The organism is Bacillus sp. JNUCC-21 (assembly GCF_041222765.1).
GTDB classification, from domain to species: domain Bacteria; phylum Bacillota; class Bacilli; order Bacillales; family Bacillaceae; genus Bacillus; species Bacillus velezensis.
In genome coordinates this window covers 3,584,323-3,601,796 of the sequence record NZ_CP166019.1, presented here as the reverse complement: position 1 = coordinate 3,601,796, position 17,474 = coordinate 3,584,323, and the positions used below count along the sequence as shown (strand labels likewise).

Below are 17,474 nucleotides of genomic sequence, written 5' to 3'. Positions count from 1 at the left end.
TAGTATAAACAGTGATATAGGAGGAAAACATATGCCGAATAAACAACCAAAACCTAAAGGGAAATTCAGCTCATTCTTTTCATTAGTCAAAAAAACAAAACCATCATACGGTATGCTGGCCTTCGCGCTGTCTCTCAGTATTGTGACAACGCTCGTCAGCCTGCTGATTCCGCTGTTGACAAAGCAGCTCGTTGACGGCTTTTCCATGTCGTCGCTGTCAGGCGTGCAAATCGGAATCATCGCAGCCGTGTTTATCGTACAGGCCGCATTAAGCGCCTACGCCACCTACGCCCTGAACTACAGCGGCCAGAAAATCATCTCGGGACTGCGTGATTTGTTGTGGCAGAAATTAATTAAACTGCCCGTCTCTTATTTTGACAAAAACGCCACGGGAGAAACGATCAGCCGTGTCACCAATGACACAATGGTGGTAAAAGAGCTGATCACAAACAATATCAGCGGATTTATTACCGGAATCATTTCCGTTATCGGGTCACTGACGATCTTATTTTTCATGAACTGGAAGCTCACATTGCTCGTGCTGATCGTCGTGCCGCTGGCTGCGGTGATTTTAGTGCCGATCGGCCGGAAAATGTTTAAAATTTCTCGGGAAACACAGGATGAAACGGCGAGATTCACCGGATTATTAAACCACATCCTCCCAGAAATCAGGCTTGTAAAAGCGTCAAACGCTGAAGAAGCGGAATACGGACGCGGAAAAGCAGGCATCATGGCGCTCTTTAAACTCGGGCTGCGTGAAGCGAAGGTGCAGTCGCTCGTAGGCCCGCTTATTACACTTGTATTAATGGCGGCGCTGGTCGCTGTCATCGGGTACGGCGGGATGCAGGTATCATCCGGTGAATTGACAGCCGGCGCACTCGTTGCCTTTATCCTGTATTTGTTTCAGATCATTATGCCGATGGGCCAGATCACTTCATTTTTCACACAGCTTCAAAAATCCGTCGGCGCAACGGAACGGATGATTCATATTCTTGCAGAAAAAGAAGAAGATATCCAAACCGGAAAAGCCATTGAAAACGCAGATCAGCCGATTAAGCTTGAACAAGTCTCATTCGGCTACAAAACAGATCAAACCATCTTAAAAGACATTACGGCTACGATTGAAGCCGGCAAAGTCACCGCGATCGTCGGACCGAGCGGCGGCGGAAAAACAACGTTATTTAAGCTGCTTGAACGATTCTACAATCCGACTGCGGGCAGCATCCTGCTCGGAAATGAACCGATTGATGCGTATTCCCTTGAGTCATGGCGGGAGCATATCGGCTACGTGTCGCAAGAAAGCCCGTTAATGTCAGGCACCATCCGCGACAATATCTGCTACGGATTAAAACGCGAGGTGACCGATGAGGAACTGAGGCAAGCGGCTGACATGGCCTACGCTCTGCAATTTATTGAAGACTTACCGAAGAAATTTGAAACCGAGGTCGGTGAGCGGGGAATTATGCTGTCAGGCGGACAGCGCCAGCGCATCGCCATTGCCAGAGCGCTCCTTCGCAACCCGAGCATTCTGATGCTTGATGAAGCGACATCAAGTCTGGACAGCCAATCTGAAAAATGGGTGCAGCAGGCGCTGGAAGTCTTAATGGAAGGGCGGACCACCATCGTGATCGCCCACCGTTTATCCACGGTTGTGGATGCAGATCAGCTTCTCTTTGTCGAACAGGGTGAAATCACCGGACGGGGCACACACCATGAATTAATGGCATCCCATTCGCTGTACCGCGATTTTGCGGAGCAGCAGCTGAAGCTGAATGCCGACTTAGAAAACAAAGCTGTGTAAAGCAAGACTTTATGAATAAAAAGCAGCTGAAAAAGCTGCTTTTTATTTTGCAGCCGGAGTCCTGTTCATACGGGTGTACGGTCGGTGAAGAACCAAGCCATAAGCGTGTATGCCGGTACAGGAGACAATGAAAAAATTCGGTTTATAGACATCATGTCGATTCATGAAAAGAAAAAAGCAGAAGGAGGGATTTTCATGGCTGTCATATTGGTTGCGGATGATGACCGCCATATCCGTGAGCTTGTCCGCCTTATGATGGAGCAGAGCGGTTTTGACGTCGCAGAAGCGGAGGACGGGGAAGCGGCGGTGCGGCTGATCGAATCAGCACCTATAGATCTCATCATACTGGATGTGATGATGCCGAAAATGGACGGGTTTGAAGTCAGTGAAGCCGTCCGCAGCTTTACGGACATTCCGATTTTGATGCTGACGGCAAAAGGCGAAACGCTGGACAAAGTGCAAGGTTTTACTTCCGGAGCGGATGATTATCTCGTCAAACCGTTTGAGCCGCTTGAGCTGGAAGCAAGAGTCAAAGCATTGCTGAAACGGTACCGGATCACCGCTGAAAAACTGCTGACCATCGGAACGGTCACATTAGATAAGCAATCCCGCACCGTAACGCGCGGCGGCGGAGCGGGATTGACATTGCCCCGGCGTGAATTTGAGCTTTTATTTAAGCTCGCTGGTTATCCGAATAAGACGTTTTCAAGAGAACAACTAATAGAAGATATTTGGGGCTTTGATTATGAAGGTGACGAGCGTACCGTTGATGTGCATATTAAAAGGCTGAGAGAACGGTTTCCGGAAAAAGACTATCCGTTTGCCATCCATACGGTGCGGGGGCTCGGGTATCGGTTTGTGGTGACAGGATGAAACGGATCTTCAGAACGGCTGGAAAAATCATCATCCTTCTCACCGTCACCGCATTCTTATGGCTGGCGGCTCACCTGATTGTTCAGGGATTCGGTCTCATATGGCCGATTTTGCTTGTGCCGTACGCCGAGCAGATTCTGACGCTTTGGCTTGTTTTCGGCCTGCTGTTCGTAACGATGTTTATTTTTTCAAAGTCAGCACGTGAAAGGCATCATGCGATCTGGGATTCGCTGACCGCCACGATCAAGCAAATGTCGAGCGGCAACTTCACAGCGGCCGCTTCCCGGAAAATGGAGAAGATTGAGCGGAACCATCCCGTGACGAAATTGGCTGATGAACTGTCGACACTCGCCGCGGAACTGAGTGAAATGGAAAAACTGAAACAAGAATTTATTTCGAACGTTTCCCATGAAATCCAAACCCCGCTCACTTCATTAAAGGGCTACGCGCACCTTCTGAAAAAACCGGATTTATCATATGAGGAGCGGGGGCGCTACTTACACATCATCGAAACAGAAACAGAACGATTATCAAAAATCAGTGAAAATCTGCTGAAGCTCACTGCGCTCGAACGCCAAACCGAACCGATACAAAAAAAACCGTTCCGCATTGACAAACAGCTGCGGCGCACCATATTGACCTGTGAGCCTGAATGGTCCGCCAAACAGATTGAGTTTCTCATTGATTTACAGGAGTCGTATGTGTACGGAGATGAAGCACTGCTCAGCCAAGTATGGATGAATCTGATTCACAATGCCGTAAAATTTACCGGTGAAGGCGGCCGCATTTCCGTTAAAATTGCAGATCTGCCGGGAGCGGCGGCTGTCGAAATCGCCGACGACGGAATCGGAATGGAGCCTGAACAGGCGGAGCGTGTATTTGAACGGTTTTATAAAGCGGACAAGGCGAGAAACGAAGGAGGAAGCGGGCTCGGCCTGTCCATCGCCCAAAAAATCGCAGAGCTGCACGGCGGTTTGATAGAGGTTGAGAGCAAGCGCGGCGAAGGAACCCTTTTCCGTGTCATTCTTCCAGCCGAGCCTCGTGAAAAAAACAGCTAAAATCTGGTCGAACCAGCCAGTAAAAAACGAAGCCGATCCTGTCTTTTGAACTATTGAGGTGAAACCGTTTTATGGTATACTACTGACGGTAATACGTATAAAACGGAGGATATTTGTGGGAAAACACACTTCTGAACAGAAAAAGCACGCGCAAATTGTCCAGCTGCTTCAGGATGGACAATATTTTTTTCATAAAGGCTTAAAAGCATATAAAGAGCGGAATTTAAAGCGGGCCAGCAAACTGATTCAGCGGGCCGTCCACCTCGAGCCGAATGATTCCGAAATGCTGTCCCGGCTGGCCGTCATTTATTCTGAAATGGGCCACTACCAGCAGTCAAATGAGCTGTTCGACTTTATTTTGGTGAACCTGAAAGAAGAAATGCCCGAGTGTCATTACTTTAAGGCGAATAATTTCGCGCATTTGGGGCTCTTTCAGGAAGCATACAAAGAAGCAGCGGCTTATTCAGATGCCGATCCGGACGGGGAATTCAGCGAAGAAATTGAAAATCTGATGGAGCTTTTGGATTTCGGCGAAGCGGGTGAAAACGAATCGCTCTATGACCAGGATGAGCTGCTGATCAGGCAGGATCGGGCAAAAGCGCTTCTTGAGAGCGGCCAGCTTCATGAAGCGGTTGTCATGCTTGAAGAGATTACGGCCGATTACCCCGAGCTTTGGTCTGCATACAACAACCTGGCGCTCGCTTACTTTTACTCAGGCAATGTCACAAAAGCGAAACAAACGGTATTCGAAGTGCTTGAGAAAAATGAAGGCAATCTCCATGCCCTGTGCAACCTCCTTGTATTCTGCTATTACGAGAGGGAAGATGAAAAAGTCGGAGAATTGAGCGGAAGACTCGCCAATGTGTATCCGATTTTATTCGAACAGCGCTATAAGCTGGGGGCGACGCTTGCGCTTGTCGGCAGACATGATCTCGGTTATAAATGGCTCCGTTCTCTTTACAAAAGCGGATTCGAAGGCGACGAAACGTTTTATTACTGGCTGGCCGCCTCAGCCTACGGGACAGGCCGCATAGAATTTGCGGAAACCATTTGGAAAAAGGCCGAAGCCGAATTTCCCGAATCAGACCGGCCCGCGCCTTGGGCGGAGCGGCAGGAACCGCTGCCTGCTTCACTTGAACAGCGGCTTGCCGCCTATTATATCAGCAGCGCTGAAGGAGAGCGGAACCAGCTTGAAAAAGTTCTGACGGCAAAACGCGCCGTTTCACCGTTTGAACAAGATTTCGTCAGACTGCTGCTTTCCGGTGAAAAAGGCGTTTCAGGCGTCTCCGGTGATGCGCTGTTCACGTATCGGACGGTCAAGCTTCTGGAGAAAGCGGAAGCCGACAGTTTAAAAACTGACGTCATGAGCTGCTGGGTTTTTCACGCCATTCAGCACATCCGCGCCGCCGCTGCCGTACAGAATGAGCGGGCATGGGCCGCAGCCATCGCATATGTATGGAAAGAAGCAAACGGCGAAAAAACGACGAAAAAAGAAACGGCCGCCGTTTACGGTATAACCCCGGCAACACTTTCGAAATACATCAGACAAATAGATGATATTTTAGAATAAAACCGATTCTTTCTATATAAAGAGTCGGTTCTTTTTTTATCAGAAAGGGGCAAAACAGAACTTTACCGCCGAAAAAAGAGGTATTCATACGTATTTTTTTGCTTTTCGAATCGAAATCAGGCCGTAATCACCGTTTATTTTGCAAAATATGAGATTTGCAATCACATTGAAATATAACTGTAATAAAAATTGTCGAAACATGATGGTATAATGAGTCTCGTACATAAGAGATTAGTTTATTTTACATGTGCTGTATAATCTATACCAATTTAAAAGATTTAAAGATTCATACATAAAAATCATCAGCCTCACGGGTATGTGAGGGAGCGTAACTTTGATGTTCATAATAGAATTCCAAATGAGAACAGGTTTAAAGTAAAAGGGAGGAAAGAAAAAGTGAAAAAGAGTTTATTAACACTTGGTTTGGCTTCCGTCATCGGGACAAGCAGTTTTTTGATCCCGTTTACAAAAACTGCATCGGCGGAAACATTAGACAGCAAAAAAGCAAAAATTGAAAGCAAGCAATCTGAGGTGGCTTCAAGCCTTGAAGCAAAGGAAAGAGAATTGTCTAAGCTTCAGGACAAGCAGGCTAAGATTGAAAAAGAACTGAAAGACATTAACGCTAAAGCGTTGGATACAAGCAATAAAATCGAAGATAAAAAAGCTGAAAACGAAAAAACGAAAAAGCAGATCGCTGATTTGAAAAAAGAAATCAAAGAAACAGAAGCGCGTATTGAAAAACGCAATGAAATCCTGAAAAAACGCGTTCGTTCTTTACAGGAAAACGGCGGTTCTCAAGGATACATAGATGTTCTTTTAGGGGCGACAAGCTTCGGAGACTTCATTTCCCGTGCGACTGCGGTATCTTCTATCGTTGATGCGGATAAAGACCTGATCAAACAGCAGGAGCAGGATAAAGCGAAACTCGAAGACGCAGAAGCTGAACTTAACGTGAAGCTGAAAAAAGTTCAAGATGATCTTGCGAAACTCGAGTCTATGCAAAAAGACCTGAACAAACAGCTTGATCAGAAAGACAAGCTTTTCGACGAAGCGAAAAACGGCCAGAAAAAAGCGGCTTCCGCTATCTCTGATCTGAAAAAAGAAGCATCAAAGCTTGCAAACGAAAAAGCTGACACTGAAAAAGAACAGAAGCGCATTAAAGCTGAGCAGGCTGCAGCGGCTGCCCTGATCAAAAAACAGGAAGAAGCGCAAAAAGCTTCTGAAGACCAAAACCAAAAAGATGACAGCCAGCCGGCATCGACGGTTAAAACTGTGAAAAAAGCGGCTGTTTCAACATCATCTGATTCATCTGACAGCTCAAGCAAGAGCACTTCAGGCGGATCATCTCATAACAGCGGCGGTTCAGATGATTCTGACGGCGGATCTGTTATTTCAAATTCTGGCGGTATTGAAGGCGCCATCAGCGTAGGATCAAGCCTTGTGGGTAAATCTCCGTACAAATTCGGCGGCGGACGCACTCAATCTGATATTGACAACCGTATTTTTGACTGCTCTTCATTCGTACGCTGGGCTTATGCTAACGCAGGCGTTAACCTCGGACCTGTCAGCGGAACAAGCACAGATACTTTAATTAACAGAGGGAAAGCTGTCAGTGCGTCTGATATGAAACGCGGAGACTTAGTGTTCTTCAACACGTATAAAACAAACGGCCACGTCGGCATCTACTTAGGCAACGGAACGTTCCTGAACGATAATACATCGCATGGTGTATCTATCGATTCTATGAGCAACCCTTATTGGAAAAAATATTTCAACGGTAATGTAAGACGTGTCGTTCAATAATGAATAAGACAAGGGCCTTCTATCCCGGAAGGCTCTTTCTTTATTTGTATACCCGCTCAGGAGCTGCCTAATCACGGTTTTTCAGAAAAATGAGCAAAAAAATAGCGAATTGCCTTCAGATTTAATAGGATATGGGTAAGGAATACGATTGATGGGGATTCTTAGTCATATAGGGTGCGCCCCATTTCGAAAAGGAGTGAATCATGGTGTCAGAAGAAAAAATTTATGATGTGATCATTATCGGCGCGGGTCCGGCGGGGATGACCGCTGCTGTTTACACATCACGAGCGAACTTATCCACATTAATGATCGAAAGAGGAATTCCGGGCGGCCAGATGGCCAACACGGAGGATGTTGAAAACTATCCGGGTTTTGAAAGCATTCTCGGCCCTGAACTTTCTAATAAAATGTTTGAACATGCGAAAAAATTCGGTGCGGAATATGCGTACGGCGATATTAAAGAAATCGTTGACGGTAAAGAATATAAAACGGTCAAAGCCGGTTCAAAAGAATATAAAGCGCGTGCCATCGTCATTTCTGCCGGAGCGGAATACAAAAAGATCGGTGTTCCCGGCGAAAAAGAACTGGGCGGCCGCGGCGTATCGTACTGCGCGGTTTGTGACGGCGCGTTCTTTAAAAATAAAGAGCTTGTCGTTGTCGGCGGCGGAGACTCCGCCGTTGAAGAAGGCGTCTATCTGACACGCTTCGCTTCAAAAGTCACCATCGTTCACAGACGTGACAAATTGCGTGCGCAAAGCATTCTTCAGGCGCGTGCCTTTGACAATGAGAAAATTGACTTCAAATGGAACAAAACCGTAAAAGAAATCCATGAGGAAAACGGAAAAGTCGGCAGACTTACTCTTGTGGATACCGTGACGGGAGAAGAGGAAGAATTCAAAGCTGACGGCGTCTTTATTTATATCGGTATGCTTCCGCTTTCTAAACCGTTCGAGAACTTGGGCATCACAAATGAAGAAGGCTACATTGAAACAAACGCTCAAATGGAAACAAAAGTTCCAGGCATTTTCGCCGCGGGAGACATCCGTGAAAAAACGCTCCGCCAGATCGTAACGGCGACAGGCGACGGAAGTATTGCGGCTCAAAGTGTTCAGCATTATGTGGAAGAGCTTGAGGAAACGCTCAAAACCGTTAAATAATCACTGTAATGTTCAGTTTTTGAATCGTTACTGTGTTTTAATTACGCTGTAACACGGGTGAAATACTGATGTTTTAAGATGAATGTAGTAATTGACCCCCTTTTTAATGAATACACTTTGGCACGGATTCCAGTATCCGTGCCCTTTTTTTGCGATTTTCTGTTTTCTGTCAAATAAAAGAAAAGGATGTCGGTGTCTCTGCATTGTGAGAGACATGCCGAAACGGTATAATGAAGAGACGATGATTTGTTGAGAAGGTTAGGTGACGTACTTGTGCAAAGAGTGACAAATTGTGTGCTGCAGACAGATGATCAGGTTCTCCTTCTCCAAAAGCCGAGACGGGGCTGGTGGGTCGCGCCCGGCGGGAAGATGGAAAGCGGCGAGTCCGTCAGAGATTCCGTCATCAGAGAGTACAGAGAAGAGACGGGCATTTATATACTAAATCCGCAGTTAAAAGGCGTGTTTACCTTTATTATTAAGGAACAGGAACAAATCGTGTCAGAGTGGATGATGTTTACTTTCGTCGCCGACTCGTACACGGGGCGGAATGTCGCTGAATCAGAGGAAGGCGTTCTGAAGTGGCATGACGTAAAAGATATCCACAGCCTTCCGATGGCCCCCGGAGACGGGCATATCCTTGATTTTATGATCAAGGGCCAAGGGCTTTTGCACGGCACCTTTACGTATACGCCGGACTTCGAGCTGCTCAGCTATCGTTTAGATCCGCAGCTTATCAAATAAAAGAAAGACCGCAGGGGGGAGAAAGATGAGTATGAATGAAAACCATGATATTCAGCTCGTCATCATTACGGGAATGTCTGGAGCGGGGAAAACCGTCGCCATTCAAAGCTTTGAGGATCTCGGCTATTTTTGCGTCGACAATCTGCCGCCTTCCTTGCTGCCGAAATTTTTGGAGCTGATGAAAGAATCAAGTTCAAAAATGAGCAAGGTCGCGCTTGTCATGGATCTGCGGGGACGTGAATTTTTTGACAGGCTGATTGAGGCGCTGGATGAAATGGCGGAAAATCCGTGGATTACACCGCGCATTCTCTTTTTAGACGCTAAGGATTCCATCCTTGTGACGAGATACAAAGAAACGAGGCGTTCTCACCCGCTGGCCGCTACCGGGCTTCCTCTCGAAGGAATCGCGCTGGAACGCCAGCTGCTTGAAGAATTGAAAGGGCGCTCTCAGCTGATCTATGACACATCGGATATGAAACCGCGTGATCTGCGTGAAAAAATCGTGGCGCATTTCGCCACGAACCAAGGTGAAACATTTACAGTGAACGTAATGTCATTCGGTTTCAAATACGGGCTTCCGATAGATGCCGACCTCGTGTTTGATGTAAGGTTTCTGCCGAATCCGTTCTACATTGAAAGCATGAGGCCGCTTACGGGGAAAGATGAGGAAGTGTCATCCTATGTGATGAAGTGGAACGAAACACAAAAGTTTATTGAAAAGCTTGTTGATCTGCTCGGCTTTATGCTTCCGTCTTATAAGCGGGAAGGTAAAAGCCAGCTTGTCATCGCGATCGGCTGTACGGGCGGCCAGCACCGCTCCGTCACGCTCGCTGAGTATTTGGCTGACTATTTTAAAAAAGATTTCTATACTCATGTCACTCACCGGGACATTGAAAAGAGAAGCCGGAAATGAATAAGAAGCCGAAAATCGCAATCTTCGGCGGCGGAACGGGTCTGTCCGTGCTGCTTCGGGGGTTAAAGCATAAGCCCGTTGATATTACGGCGATTGTGACAGTTGCTGATGACGGCGGAAGTTCAGGCCGTCTGCGGGATGAACTTCAAATTCCGCCGCCGGGTGACATCCGTAACGTACTGGCCGCTTTGTCAGATGTTGAGCCGCTCGTTGAAAATCTGTTTCAGCACCGTTTCAACAAAGGAAGCGACTTAACCGGACATTCGCTCGGCAATTTGATTTTGGCAGCGATGACAAATATAACCGGTGATTTCTTTCACGCTGTCACCGAAATGAGCAAGGTGCTGAATGTCCGCGGCAGAGTGCTGCCTGCTGCCAACACCAGTGTCGTTCTTCACGCTGAAATGGAGGACGGGCAGGTCGTCTCCGGAGAATCGACAATCCCTTCTTACGGCCAGCGGATTAAACGGGTGTTTCTTACGCCTGAAAAAATTGATCCGCTCCCGGAAACGATTGACGTCATCCGTCAGGCCGATTTAATCATTATCGGTCCGGGAAGCCTGTACACAAGCATTCTTCCGAATCTGCTCGTTCCGAAAATCGGAGAGGAAGTCGTCAAGGCTGCGGCCAAAAAAGTATATATATGCAACGTCATGACACAGCCCGGAGAGACGCTGCAATACAGTGCGGCCGACCATGTCAAGGCGCTGAACGATCATATGGAGCAGCCGTTTATCGACACGATCTTAATCAACAATGAGGAGATCCCTGACGAAATCAAAAGCAAATATGCGAAAGAGCTGGCCCGGCCCGTCGACTTCAATGTTGAAAAGCTGAAATCCATGGGGCTTGAGGTCATCAGGGATCAGATTATCACGTATAAAAATGGCGTAATCCGTCACGATACACATAAAGTGGCTTCTCTTCTTGTCGATTTATTAAGGGACTAGAGGCCTTTTGAAATGAGGTGGCTAATATGTCATTTGCATCGGAAACAAAAAAAGAACTGACGAATCTGGAAGTGAAGGACTGCTGCGCCAAGGCGGAGCTGTCCGCGCTGATTCGGATGAACGGTTCACTGTCATTTTCAAACCGCCATCTCGTGCTTGACGTTCAAACCGAAAATGCGGCGATTGCCCGCCGTATTTATACATTGCTGAAGAAACAATATGATGTATCGGTCGAACTGTTAGTCAGAAAAAAAATGCGGCTGAAAAAAAACAATGTTTATATTGTGCGCTTTTCTGAAAATGCAAAGCTGATTTTAGAGGAATTGAAAATCCTCGGAGAGAACTTTGTATTTGAACGGAATATTTCTGAGGAACTGGTGGCGAAACGCTGCTGCAAACGTTCTTATATGAGAGGGGCGTTTTTGGCGGGGGGATCTGTGAATAATCCCGAAACATCGTCGTACCACTTGGAAATCTTCTCGCTTTATAAGGAACATAACGATTCATTATGCGCGCTGCTGAATGAATTTCATCTGAACAGCAAAACGCTTGAACGGAAAAAAGGCTATATTACGTATTTAAAAGAGGCGGAAAAAATTACTGAATTTCTGAATGTCATCGGCGCTCACAATTCACTGCTGCGTTTTGAAGATGTGCGGATTGTCAGAGACATGAGAAACTCAGTGAACCGCCTCGTCAATTGTGAAACAGCAAACTTAAACAAAACCATCGGTGCTTCTCTCAGACAGGTGGAAAATATTAAATACATTGATGAACGGATCGGTCTTGAAGCGCTGCCGGAAAAGCTTCGCGAAATTGCGCAGCTGCGGATTGATTATCAGGAGGTCACGCTGAAAGAACTGGGGGAAATGGTTGCAAGCGGGAAAATCAGCAAATCCGGCATCAATCACAGGCTGAGAAAGCTCGATGAAATCGCAGAACAGCTGCGTACAGGACAAAGCATCACTTTGAAATAACCGTACAGAAAAGGGGAGATCTTATGGTTCAGGGGAAAGTGGAAGTGCGTTTAAAGACGGGATTGCAGGCGCGTCCCGCTGCATTGTTTGTACAGGAGGCAAATCGTTTTGCATCAGATGTGTTTCTTGAGAAAAACGGCAAGAAAGTGAATGCCAAAAGCATTATGGGATTAATGAGTCTGGCGGTCAGCACGGGGACGGAAGTCACTCTGATCGCTGAAGGCGACGATGAAAAGGAAGCGCTGGAAAAGTTGTCCGCTTATGTGCAGGAAGAAGTGTAAACACTTTGTAAGGGGGACGGAACGATGAATGAGTTTCTGAAAGATTGTTATCAAACGATAGGCTGGGAAAAGGATTCCCTCGATTTCAGCAACCTGCCGGAGTTTTTAAAGGCGCTCGCGTATCGGTTTCCGTTTGAAAATCGCGCGGTTTTGTCCAAAAAAGAATATGACGTCACGAAAGAAGGACTGTGGCGGCACATGGTGAAGGAACCTCATGGCGGCCTTTGTTATGACTTGAATGGACTGCTTTATTTCATCCTGAAAGATGCCGGATTTGATGTCAAATTGATCCGCGGAACGGTCTGGAAAAACGGCTGGGCGCTGCCCGGCACACATGCGGCCGTACTTCTTTCCGCCGGGGAAAATGAGTACATCGCTGATGCAGGCTTCGGCCTCAATCTCGCCATGCAGCCTGTGCCGATGTCGGGAGACGAGACGGTATCAGCGGCCGGAGCGTTCCGCGTGAAGATAGAAGAGACGGAATTCGGAACATACCTGCTTGAAATGAACAAAGGGGACGGCTGGCAGACAGGTTACGCATTTTCGCTTGAAGAAATCGATGAAAAGGACCTCAAGTCTATGAAACAAACAATCTTTGAACATGAACGCTCTCCTTTCAACAAACGCCTGCTTGCTTCTAAGCGGACACCGGAAGGGCACATGGTTCTGTCTGAACGCAATATAACAATAAAAAAACACGATGGCACGGCGGAAAACAGCAGAATAGACCGGTCAGAGTTTGAAGAAAAATTTACTGCTCATTTTATATGAAGCTCGCAGGTTCTCTGCAAAAAAAACGGCCTCCGCAGGGAAGCCGTTTTTTGTATGTGTTTATCTCATTTTTGTAAAGGTTTTATAATGATCTGTCGTCTTATAAATCAGCCAGTCGCTTGAGTAAAGAATCCGGTCTGAATTTCTGAAGCCTGATGTATAGTTAATATCCGCTTCACGCCACGTCCGTCCGCTTTTGGCAGGGAGTTTGCCTTCCCTGTTTGAGAAGATATCTCCGCCGATGCTTTTCCCCGGAGCGACGTCTGCAAGATTCCCCTTTGATGCAACCCAGCCGAGGGCCTGCGCTTCTGACTTTGTAATGTAGTTATCAGGAAGCTTATGATAGGTCTGAAGATAATCCGCAACCCCGTCAAACGTGTTGATAACCTGTGCTTCAGTGTGCGCCTTGTGAGAAGATGTATCCGTCTTGGCAGCCGTTGAAAACAGCATCCCCGCCGCCGAGAACAGCACCAGCAAACAAACGGAAATCCACGATAATCGTTTTTTCAAAGCAATACCTCCCATTTTTATCATGTGAAGCTGATTCCTTTTCATTGTATCAGCATCGAGAGAAAGGAATAGGTAGAATTTAAAAATAGTTCTTTTGATCTAGCGAAAAATAAACCCCGGCTGAAACGGCCGGGATTTTTCATCTCATTGAAATTCCTTCGTGAGGTTTTTCGGCGTTTTTCCGTATACGGCGTCAATCATGTTTTGTGCGGCTTGCTTGAACATATTCAAACGGATTTTTGCCGTTGCTGACCCGATATGCGGAAGCAATGTGACGTTTTCCAGCTGCAGGAGCGGATTGTCTTCGGCGATCGGCTCTTTTTCAAACACATCTAAACCGGCGCCTTTTATCCAGCCCTCCTGCAATGCGCGGATGAGCGCTTTCTCATCAACCGTCTTTCCCCGGGAAATATTGACGAAACATGCCGTATCTTTCATCAATTTAAATTCCCGCTCTCCCATCATATGATACGTTTCGTCAGTAAGCGGCGTAATTAACAGCACAAAGTCTGATGTTTTCAGCAGTGTATCTAAGTCGGCATATGTAACCCCGAGTTCCTTCTCAGCGTCCGGTTTTCTGCTGCGATTATAATACAGCACGTCCATATCGAAGCCGAATTTTGCCCGTTTGGCAGCTTGTTCACCGATTCTGCCCATGCCGATAATTCCTAATGTCTGATGGTGGACATCCATACCGAAAAGAGATTCTTCCTCAACGGTTCCCCATTTGCCGGCGCGGACGAATCGATCCAATTCGGCAACCCGTCTGGCGGAAGACAGGATTAATGAAAAAGCCAGATCAGCGACAGTGTCATCTAAGGTGTACGGCGTATGCGTGCCGACAACCCCGCGTCTTTTCATTTCTTCAATATTAAAATTATCATAGCCGACAGAATTATTGCTGACGACCTTCAGCTTCGGCGCGTGATCCAGTAAATCACTGTCAATCGCCGTTCCGGATGTCAGCAGCCCTTCAGCATCTTTCATTTTTTCGTACAGTTCTTCTTTTGGAATGGTATCTTCTTTCCAGATGTCATACCGGCAATGCTCGCCTATCATTTGTTCGACTTCCGGCGGTATCGATTTCGCGATGAATACATAGGGTTTCAACGGGCTTCTCCTCCTTTGTCTTTCTTCTCTATTTTATTATATAAGAGAAGCGGTAACGTGAGAAATATTCAAACGCATCACGATAAATTTCTGGTTCTTTTGAACTTAAAATGAAAGAAAAAGAAATGTACATGCTTGGTTTCTCCAAACAATAACAGAATCCGCCTATATTTCTGAAGGCAAAATGAGCGGAACCGCTGTTTTCAAAAGCTTTATAGGTTGGTGTAAAGATAAATTTTATTATTTTTGAAAGATATAAATGAACATAATCTGAATTTACAGTCAAATTATCGTGTCTTTTTTTGAAAGCGCTTTTGAGGCCTTTTTCTGTGCTATAATTCCTTACTGTAAGCTGGGTAAGAAGGCTTGCAATACAATCGGATGGGAGATGAATAGAAAAATGGTTTCTTTATCAAGCATTTTGGAGCACAACCAGCAGTTTGTCCAAGAAAGGAAATATGAACCTTACCAAACGACAAAATTCCCGAAAAAAAAGCTTGTCATCGTATCCTGCATGGATACAAGGCTGACGGAGCTTCTGCCGCAGGCGATGGGACTCAGAAACGGCGATGCCAAAATCATAAAAAACGCGGGAGCCATTGTTTCTCACCCATTTGGAAGTGTCATGCGGAGCATTTTGGTTGCCGTTTATGAACTGCAGGCAGAGGAAGTCTGCATCATAGGTCACCGCGAGTGCGGAATGTCGGGATTAAATGCGGCTTCCATATTAAATAAAGCAAAAGAGCGCGGCGTGGAAGACAAATGTCTCAGCCTTCTGCAGCATGCGGGAGTCGATTTGGAAACATGGCTGACCGGCTTTCACAGCGTCGAAGAAAGCGTGGCCCACAGCGTGAATATGGTCAGGCATCATCCGCTCTTGCCTGAAGAAGTGCCGGTGCACGGGCTGGTGATTGATCCGGGGACGGGGACGCTGGATGTTGTCGTTGACGGTTATGAAACAGTCAAAGGAGGATGCAGCTGACGATGCAATTTACCGGCAGATATCAGGGATACAATTTGCAGAAATTTCAGAAAGACCTAGTCGCGGGAATTGTGGTCGGAATTGTAGCGATTCCACTGGGAATGGCCTTTGCCATCGCCTCGGGGGTCGGTCCGGAATACGGGCTTTACACCGTTATTGTGGCCGGAATTCTGATTTCGCTGTTGGGCGGCTCTAAATATCAGATCGGCGGGCCTACGGGGGCGTTTGTTCCCATTTTGTTTGCCATTGTGATGCAGTATGGTTTTGAGAATTTACTCGTAGCCGGTTTTATGGCAGGCGTCATGCTCGTCCTGTTTGGCGTATTTAAGCTCGGAAAGATTATGAAATTCGTGCCGAAGCCGGTGATCGTCGGATTTACGGCCGGAATCGCGGTGCTGATTTTCTCGGAGCAGATTGCCCATTTTCTCGGTCTGCGTGATATCCAAAAGCATGAAAGCTTTATCCTCAACATTGCGGAAATAGGCAAGAAGATCGGAACCCTTAATTTATACAGCATCCTCATCGCGGGAATTGCTTTGGCCATTTTGCTGTTATCAGCCAGGCTGATGCCGAAGATTCCGGGCGCGCTTGTGGCGCTGCTTGTCTCTACAGCCGCGGCGGTCGTGTTTTTTCCTGACAAAATGGCGACAATCGGTTCTGCTTACGGGGAAATCCCGCGGCAGCTTCCGGCTTTCCAGCTTCCTGATTTCTCAATCGATAACATGATCATGATGTTTCCGTCGGCTCTGATCATTGCGCTTCTCGGCGGACTTGAGTCCATATTATCGGCGATGGTCGCGGACAATATGAAAGGATCAAGGCATGACAGCAATAGGGAGCTTGTCGGGCAGGGCATCGCCAATATGGCAGCGCCGCTTTTCGGCGGTATACCGGCAACGGGAGCGATTGCGCGGACCGCAACAAATATTAAAAACGGCGCAGTTTCTCCGATTTCCGGTGTTGTCCACGGAGTCACCGTCCTCCTCGTCCTGCTCGTCTTCGCCCCGCTTGCCGTTCACGTACCGCTGGCAAGCATGGCGCCGGTATTGATGGTTGTGGCTTGGAACATGAGTGAGCGGAGGGAAGTCGCCAATATGATGCGGCTGAAAAACACTGATTCATTCGTACTGGCGGCAACCTTTTTGCTGACGGTTCTGTTTGATTTAATCATCGGCGTTTCTGCCGGTCTCGTGCTCGCTTTTGTTTTCTTTATCAGAAAAATGAGCGAATCAACACGTATCAAAACACCGCATGCCGCTGTCAAATCGGTTAAAAATGATTCGTCCGTCAGCACATATTCCATTGAAGGGCCGCTGTTTTTCGGTTCAATTGATTCACTGGAAACATCGCTGCTGGAGAGGCTTCAGGAAAAGCCGAAGACGCTTATTCTGCTGATGAATAATGTACATTACATGGATACCTCCGCAGAAGCGGTGCTGGGGAATGTGATGAACCGGATCAAACGGCATAACGGGAGATTGATGATCGTCGGATTGCAATCACAGCCGAGAGAGCTCATCCGGAAGACGGGCCTGTTTCATAAAATCGGGAAACAGCATTTCTTTGAGCATCAGGACGAGATAACGGGATAAATTCAGATACGGCCTGTCCATGAAAAAGCGGACAGGCCGTGTTTTTATTCGGTTTCAAAGCGCTTGATCAGTTTTTCCTGATGGGCTTTCATCGCATCTTCTAACGTGATTCCGTACTTATCAGCAAGGATGGCCAGATTTCCGAGGACGTCACCCATTTCTTCAATCAGCTCCTGCCTGCGTTCAGCCTGGGTCGCGTCTTTTTCATCCGGCCGGTCTCTGCCGATTTCATATGCTCTTACCGCCCGGGCGAGCTCACCCGCCTCTTCCATTAAAAAACCGATTCTGATAAATGGCCCGTACGCCGTCCATCCTCGTTTTTCATAAAAATCTTTCGTCCATTGTTCTGCTTCAGCCATCTGCATGTGAAACACTCCTTATGTCC

The 17,474-nt window shown here is 47.0% G+C and carries 17 protein-coding genes; 14 read left to right on the top strand and 3 right to left on the bottom strand.

The genetic code is table 11. The features are described from left to right. The first annotated feature begins 31 nt into the window (after positions 1-31). The 12 genes from JNUCC21_RS18300 (at position 32) to JNUCC21_RS18245 (ending at position 12,895) form a co-directional block, all read left to right on the top strand. A complete protein-coding gene (locus tag JNUCC21_RS18300; RefSeq protein ID WP_007407428.1) occupies positions 32-1,801 on the top strand; it encodes an ABC transporter ATP-binding protein in 1,770 nt (589 codons plus the stop codon). Between the two features lie 195 nt (positions 1,802-1,996). After that, on the top strand, positions 1,997-2,674 hold the full coding sequence (locus tag JNUCC21_RS18295; protein ID WP_012118540.1) for a response regulator transcription factor: 678 nt from the start codon (positions 1,997-1,999) through the stop codon (positions 2,672-2,674). Next, positions 2,671-3,732 carry a cell wall metabolism sensor histidine kinase WalK gene (locus tag JNUCC21_RS18290; protein ID WP_072589606.1) on the top strand — a complete coding sequence of 354 codons (1,062 nt, stop codon included), beginning with the start codon at positions 2,671-2,673 and terminating at the stop codon, positions 3,730-3,732. The genes JNUCC21_RS18295 and JNUCC21_RS18290 overlap by 4 nt, the downstream gene beginning before the upstream one ends. A 115-nt stretch (positions 3,733-3,847) precedes the next feature. Beyond that, a complete protein-coding gene (locus JNUCC21_RS18285) occupies positions 3,848-5,302 on the top strand; it encodes a lipopolysaccharide assembly protein LapB (protein WP_072589605.1) in 1,455 nt (484 codons plus the stop codon). Between the two features lie 396 nt (positions 5,303-5,698). Continuing rightward, entirely contained in the window at positions 5,699-7,105 is a 1,407-nt protein-coding gene (locus tag JNUCC21_RS18280) for an NlpC/P60 family protein (protein ID WP_015240666.1), read from the top strand. A gap of 206 nt (positions 7,106-7,311) precedes the next feature. After that, positions 7,312-8,262 (top strand): thioredoxin-disulfide reductase, encoded by a 951-nt coding sequence (gene trxB / locus JNUCC21_RS18275; RefSeq protein WP_007407423.1) that lies wholly within the window; start codon positions 7,312-7,314, stop codon positions 8,260-8,262. A gap of 273 nt (positions 8,263-8,535) precedes the next feature. Continuing rightward, a complete protein-coding gene (locus JNUCC21_RS18270; protein ID WP_003151491.1) occupies positions 8,536-9,003 on the top strand; it encodes an 8-oxo-dGTP diphosphatase in 468 nt (155 codons plus the stop codon). A gap of 25 nt (positions 9,004-9,028) precedes the next feature. Then, on the top strand, positions 9,029-9,916 hold the full coding sequence (gene rapZ / locus JNUCC21_RS18265; protein ID WP_012118535.1) for an RNase adapter RapZ: 888 nt from the start codon (positions 9,029-9,031) through the stop codon (positions 9,914-9,916). Next, positions 9,913-10,866: a YvcK family protein gene (gene yvcK / locus JNUCC21_RS18260; protein WP_007407422.1), complete on the top strand. Its 954-nt coding sequence runs from the start codon at positions 9,913-9,915 to the stop codon at positions 10,864-10,866. Before rapZ ends, yvcK begins: the two co-directional genes overlap by 4 nt. Before the next feature lie 26 nt (positions 10,867-10,892). Beyond that, positions 10,893-11,843 (top strand): DNA-binding protein WhiA, encoded by a 951-nt coding sequence (gene whiA, locus JNUCC21_RS18255; RefSeq protein ID WP_007407421.1) that lies wholly within the window; start codon positions 10,893-10,895, stop codon positions 11,841-11,843. A gap of 23 nt (positions 11,844-11,866) precedes the next feature. Further along, positions 11,867-12,124 (top strand): HPr family phosphocarrier protein, encoded by a 258-nt coding sequence (locus JNUCC21_RS18250; protein ID WP_003151495.1) that lies wholly within the window; start codon positions 11,867-11,869, stop codon positions 12,122-12,124. 24 nt (positions 12,125-12,148) lie between these two features. Next, positions 12,149-12,895 (top strand): arylamine N-acetyltransferase, encoded by a 747-nt coding sequence (locus JNUCC21_RS18245; protein ID WP_007613997.1) that lies wholly within the window; start codon positions 12,149-12,151, stop codon positions 12,893-12,895. A 60-nt stretch (positions 12,896-12,955) separates the two neighbouring features. Here the strand turns inward: JNUCC21_RS18245 and JNUCC21_RS18240 are convergent, their stop codons facing one another. Next, complete coding sequence (locus JNUCC21_RS18240; protein ID WP_223204413.1) at positions 12,956-13,345, bottom strand: ribonuclease; 390 nt, start codon at positions 13,343-13,345, stop codon at positions 12,956-12,958. 204 nt (positions 13,346-13,549) lie between these two features. Next, positions 13,550-14,515: a D-glycerate dehydrogenase gene (locus JNUCC21_RS18235; protein WP_038464305.1), complete on the bottom strand. Its 966-nt coding sequence runs from the start codon at positions 14,513-14,515 to the stop codon at positions 13,550-13,552. A 400-nt stretch (positions 14,516-14,915) separates the two neighbouring features. Between JNUCC21_RS18235 and JNUCC21_RS18230 the strand changes: the two genes are divergently transcribed. Next, the gene (locus JNUCC21_RS18230; protein ID WP_003151503.1) at positions 14,916-15,497 is read left to right on the top strand and encodes a carbonic anhydrase; all 582 of its coding nucleotides are present in this window, start codon (positions 14,916-14,918) and stop codon (positions 15,495-15,497) included. A gap of 2 nt (positions 15,498-15,499) precedes the next feature. Continuing rightward, the gene (locus tag JNUCC21_RS18225; protein WP_015240658.1) at positions 15,500-17,089 is read left to right on the top strand and encodes a SulP family inorganic anion transporter; all 1,590 of its coding nucleotides are present in this window, start codon (positions 15,500-15,502) and stop codon (positions 17,087-17,089) included. A gap of 44 nt (positions 17,090-17,133) precedes the next feature. Here the strand turns inward: JNUCC21_RS18225 and JNUCC21_RS18220 are convergent, their stop codons facing one another. Then, positions 17,134-17,454, bottom strand: coding sequence for a MazG nucleotide pyrophosphohydrolase domain-containing protein (locus tag JNUCC21_RS18220; RefSeq protein WP_003151506.1), 321 nt, complete (start codon positions 17,452-17,454; stop codon positions 17,134-17,136). Positions 17,455-17,474: the final 20 nt, after the last annotated feature.

Coding starts and splice junctions, on each gene's coding strand:
- JNUCC21_RS18300 (WP_007407428.1), top strand. CDS start 32: ATGCCGAATAAACAACCAAAACCTAAAGGGAAATTCAGCTCATTCTTT.
- JNUCC21_RS18295 (WP_012118540.1), top strand. CDS start 1,997: ATGGCTGTCATATTGGTTGCGGATGATGACCGCCATATCCGTGAGCTT.
- JNUCC21_RS18290 (WP_072589606.1), top strand. CDS start 2,671: ATGAAACGGATCTTCAGAACGGCTGGAAAAATCATCATCCTTCTCACC.
- rapZ (WP_012118535.1), top strand. CDS start 9,029: ATGAGTATGAATGAAAACCATGATATTCAGCTCGTCATCATTACGGGA.
- yvcK (WP_007407422.1), top strand. CDS start 9,913: ATGAATAAGAAGCCGAAAATCGCAATCTTCGGCGGCGGAACGGGTCTG.
- whiA (WP_007407421.1), top strand. CDS start 10,893: ATGTCATTTGCATCGGAAACAAAAAAAGAACTGACGAATCTGGAAGTG.
- JNUCC21_RS18250 (WP_003151495.1), top strand. CDS start 11,867: ATGGTTCAGGGGAAAGTGGAAGTGCGTTTAAAGACGGGATTGCAGGCG.
- JNUCC21_RS18245 (WP_007613997.1), top strand. CDS start 12,149: ATGAATGAGTTTCTGAAAGATTGTTATCAAACGATAGGCTGGGAAAAG.
- JNUCC21_RS18240 (WP_223204413.1), bottom strand. CDS start 13,345: ATGCTGTTTTCAACGGCTGCCAAGACGGATACATCTTCTCACAAGGCG.
- JNUCC21_RS18230 (WP_003151503.1), top strand. CDS start 14,916: ATGGTTTCTTTATCAAGCATTTTGGAGCACAACCAGCAGTTTGTCCAA.
- JNUCC21_RS18225 (WP_015240658.1), top strand. CDS start 15,500: ATGCAATTTACCGGCAGATATCAGGGATACAATTTGCAGAAATTTCAG.
- JNUCC21_RS18220 (WP_003151506.1), bottom strand. CDS start 17,454: ATGCAGATGGCTGAAGCAGAACAATGGACGAAAGATTTTTATGAAAAA.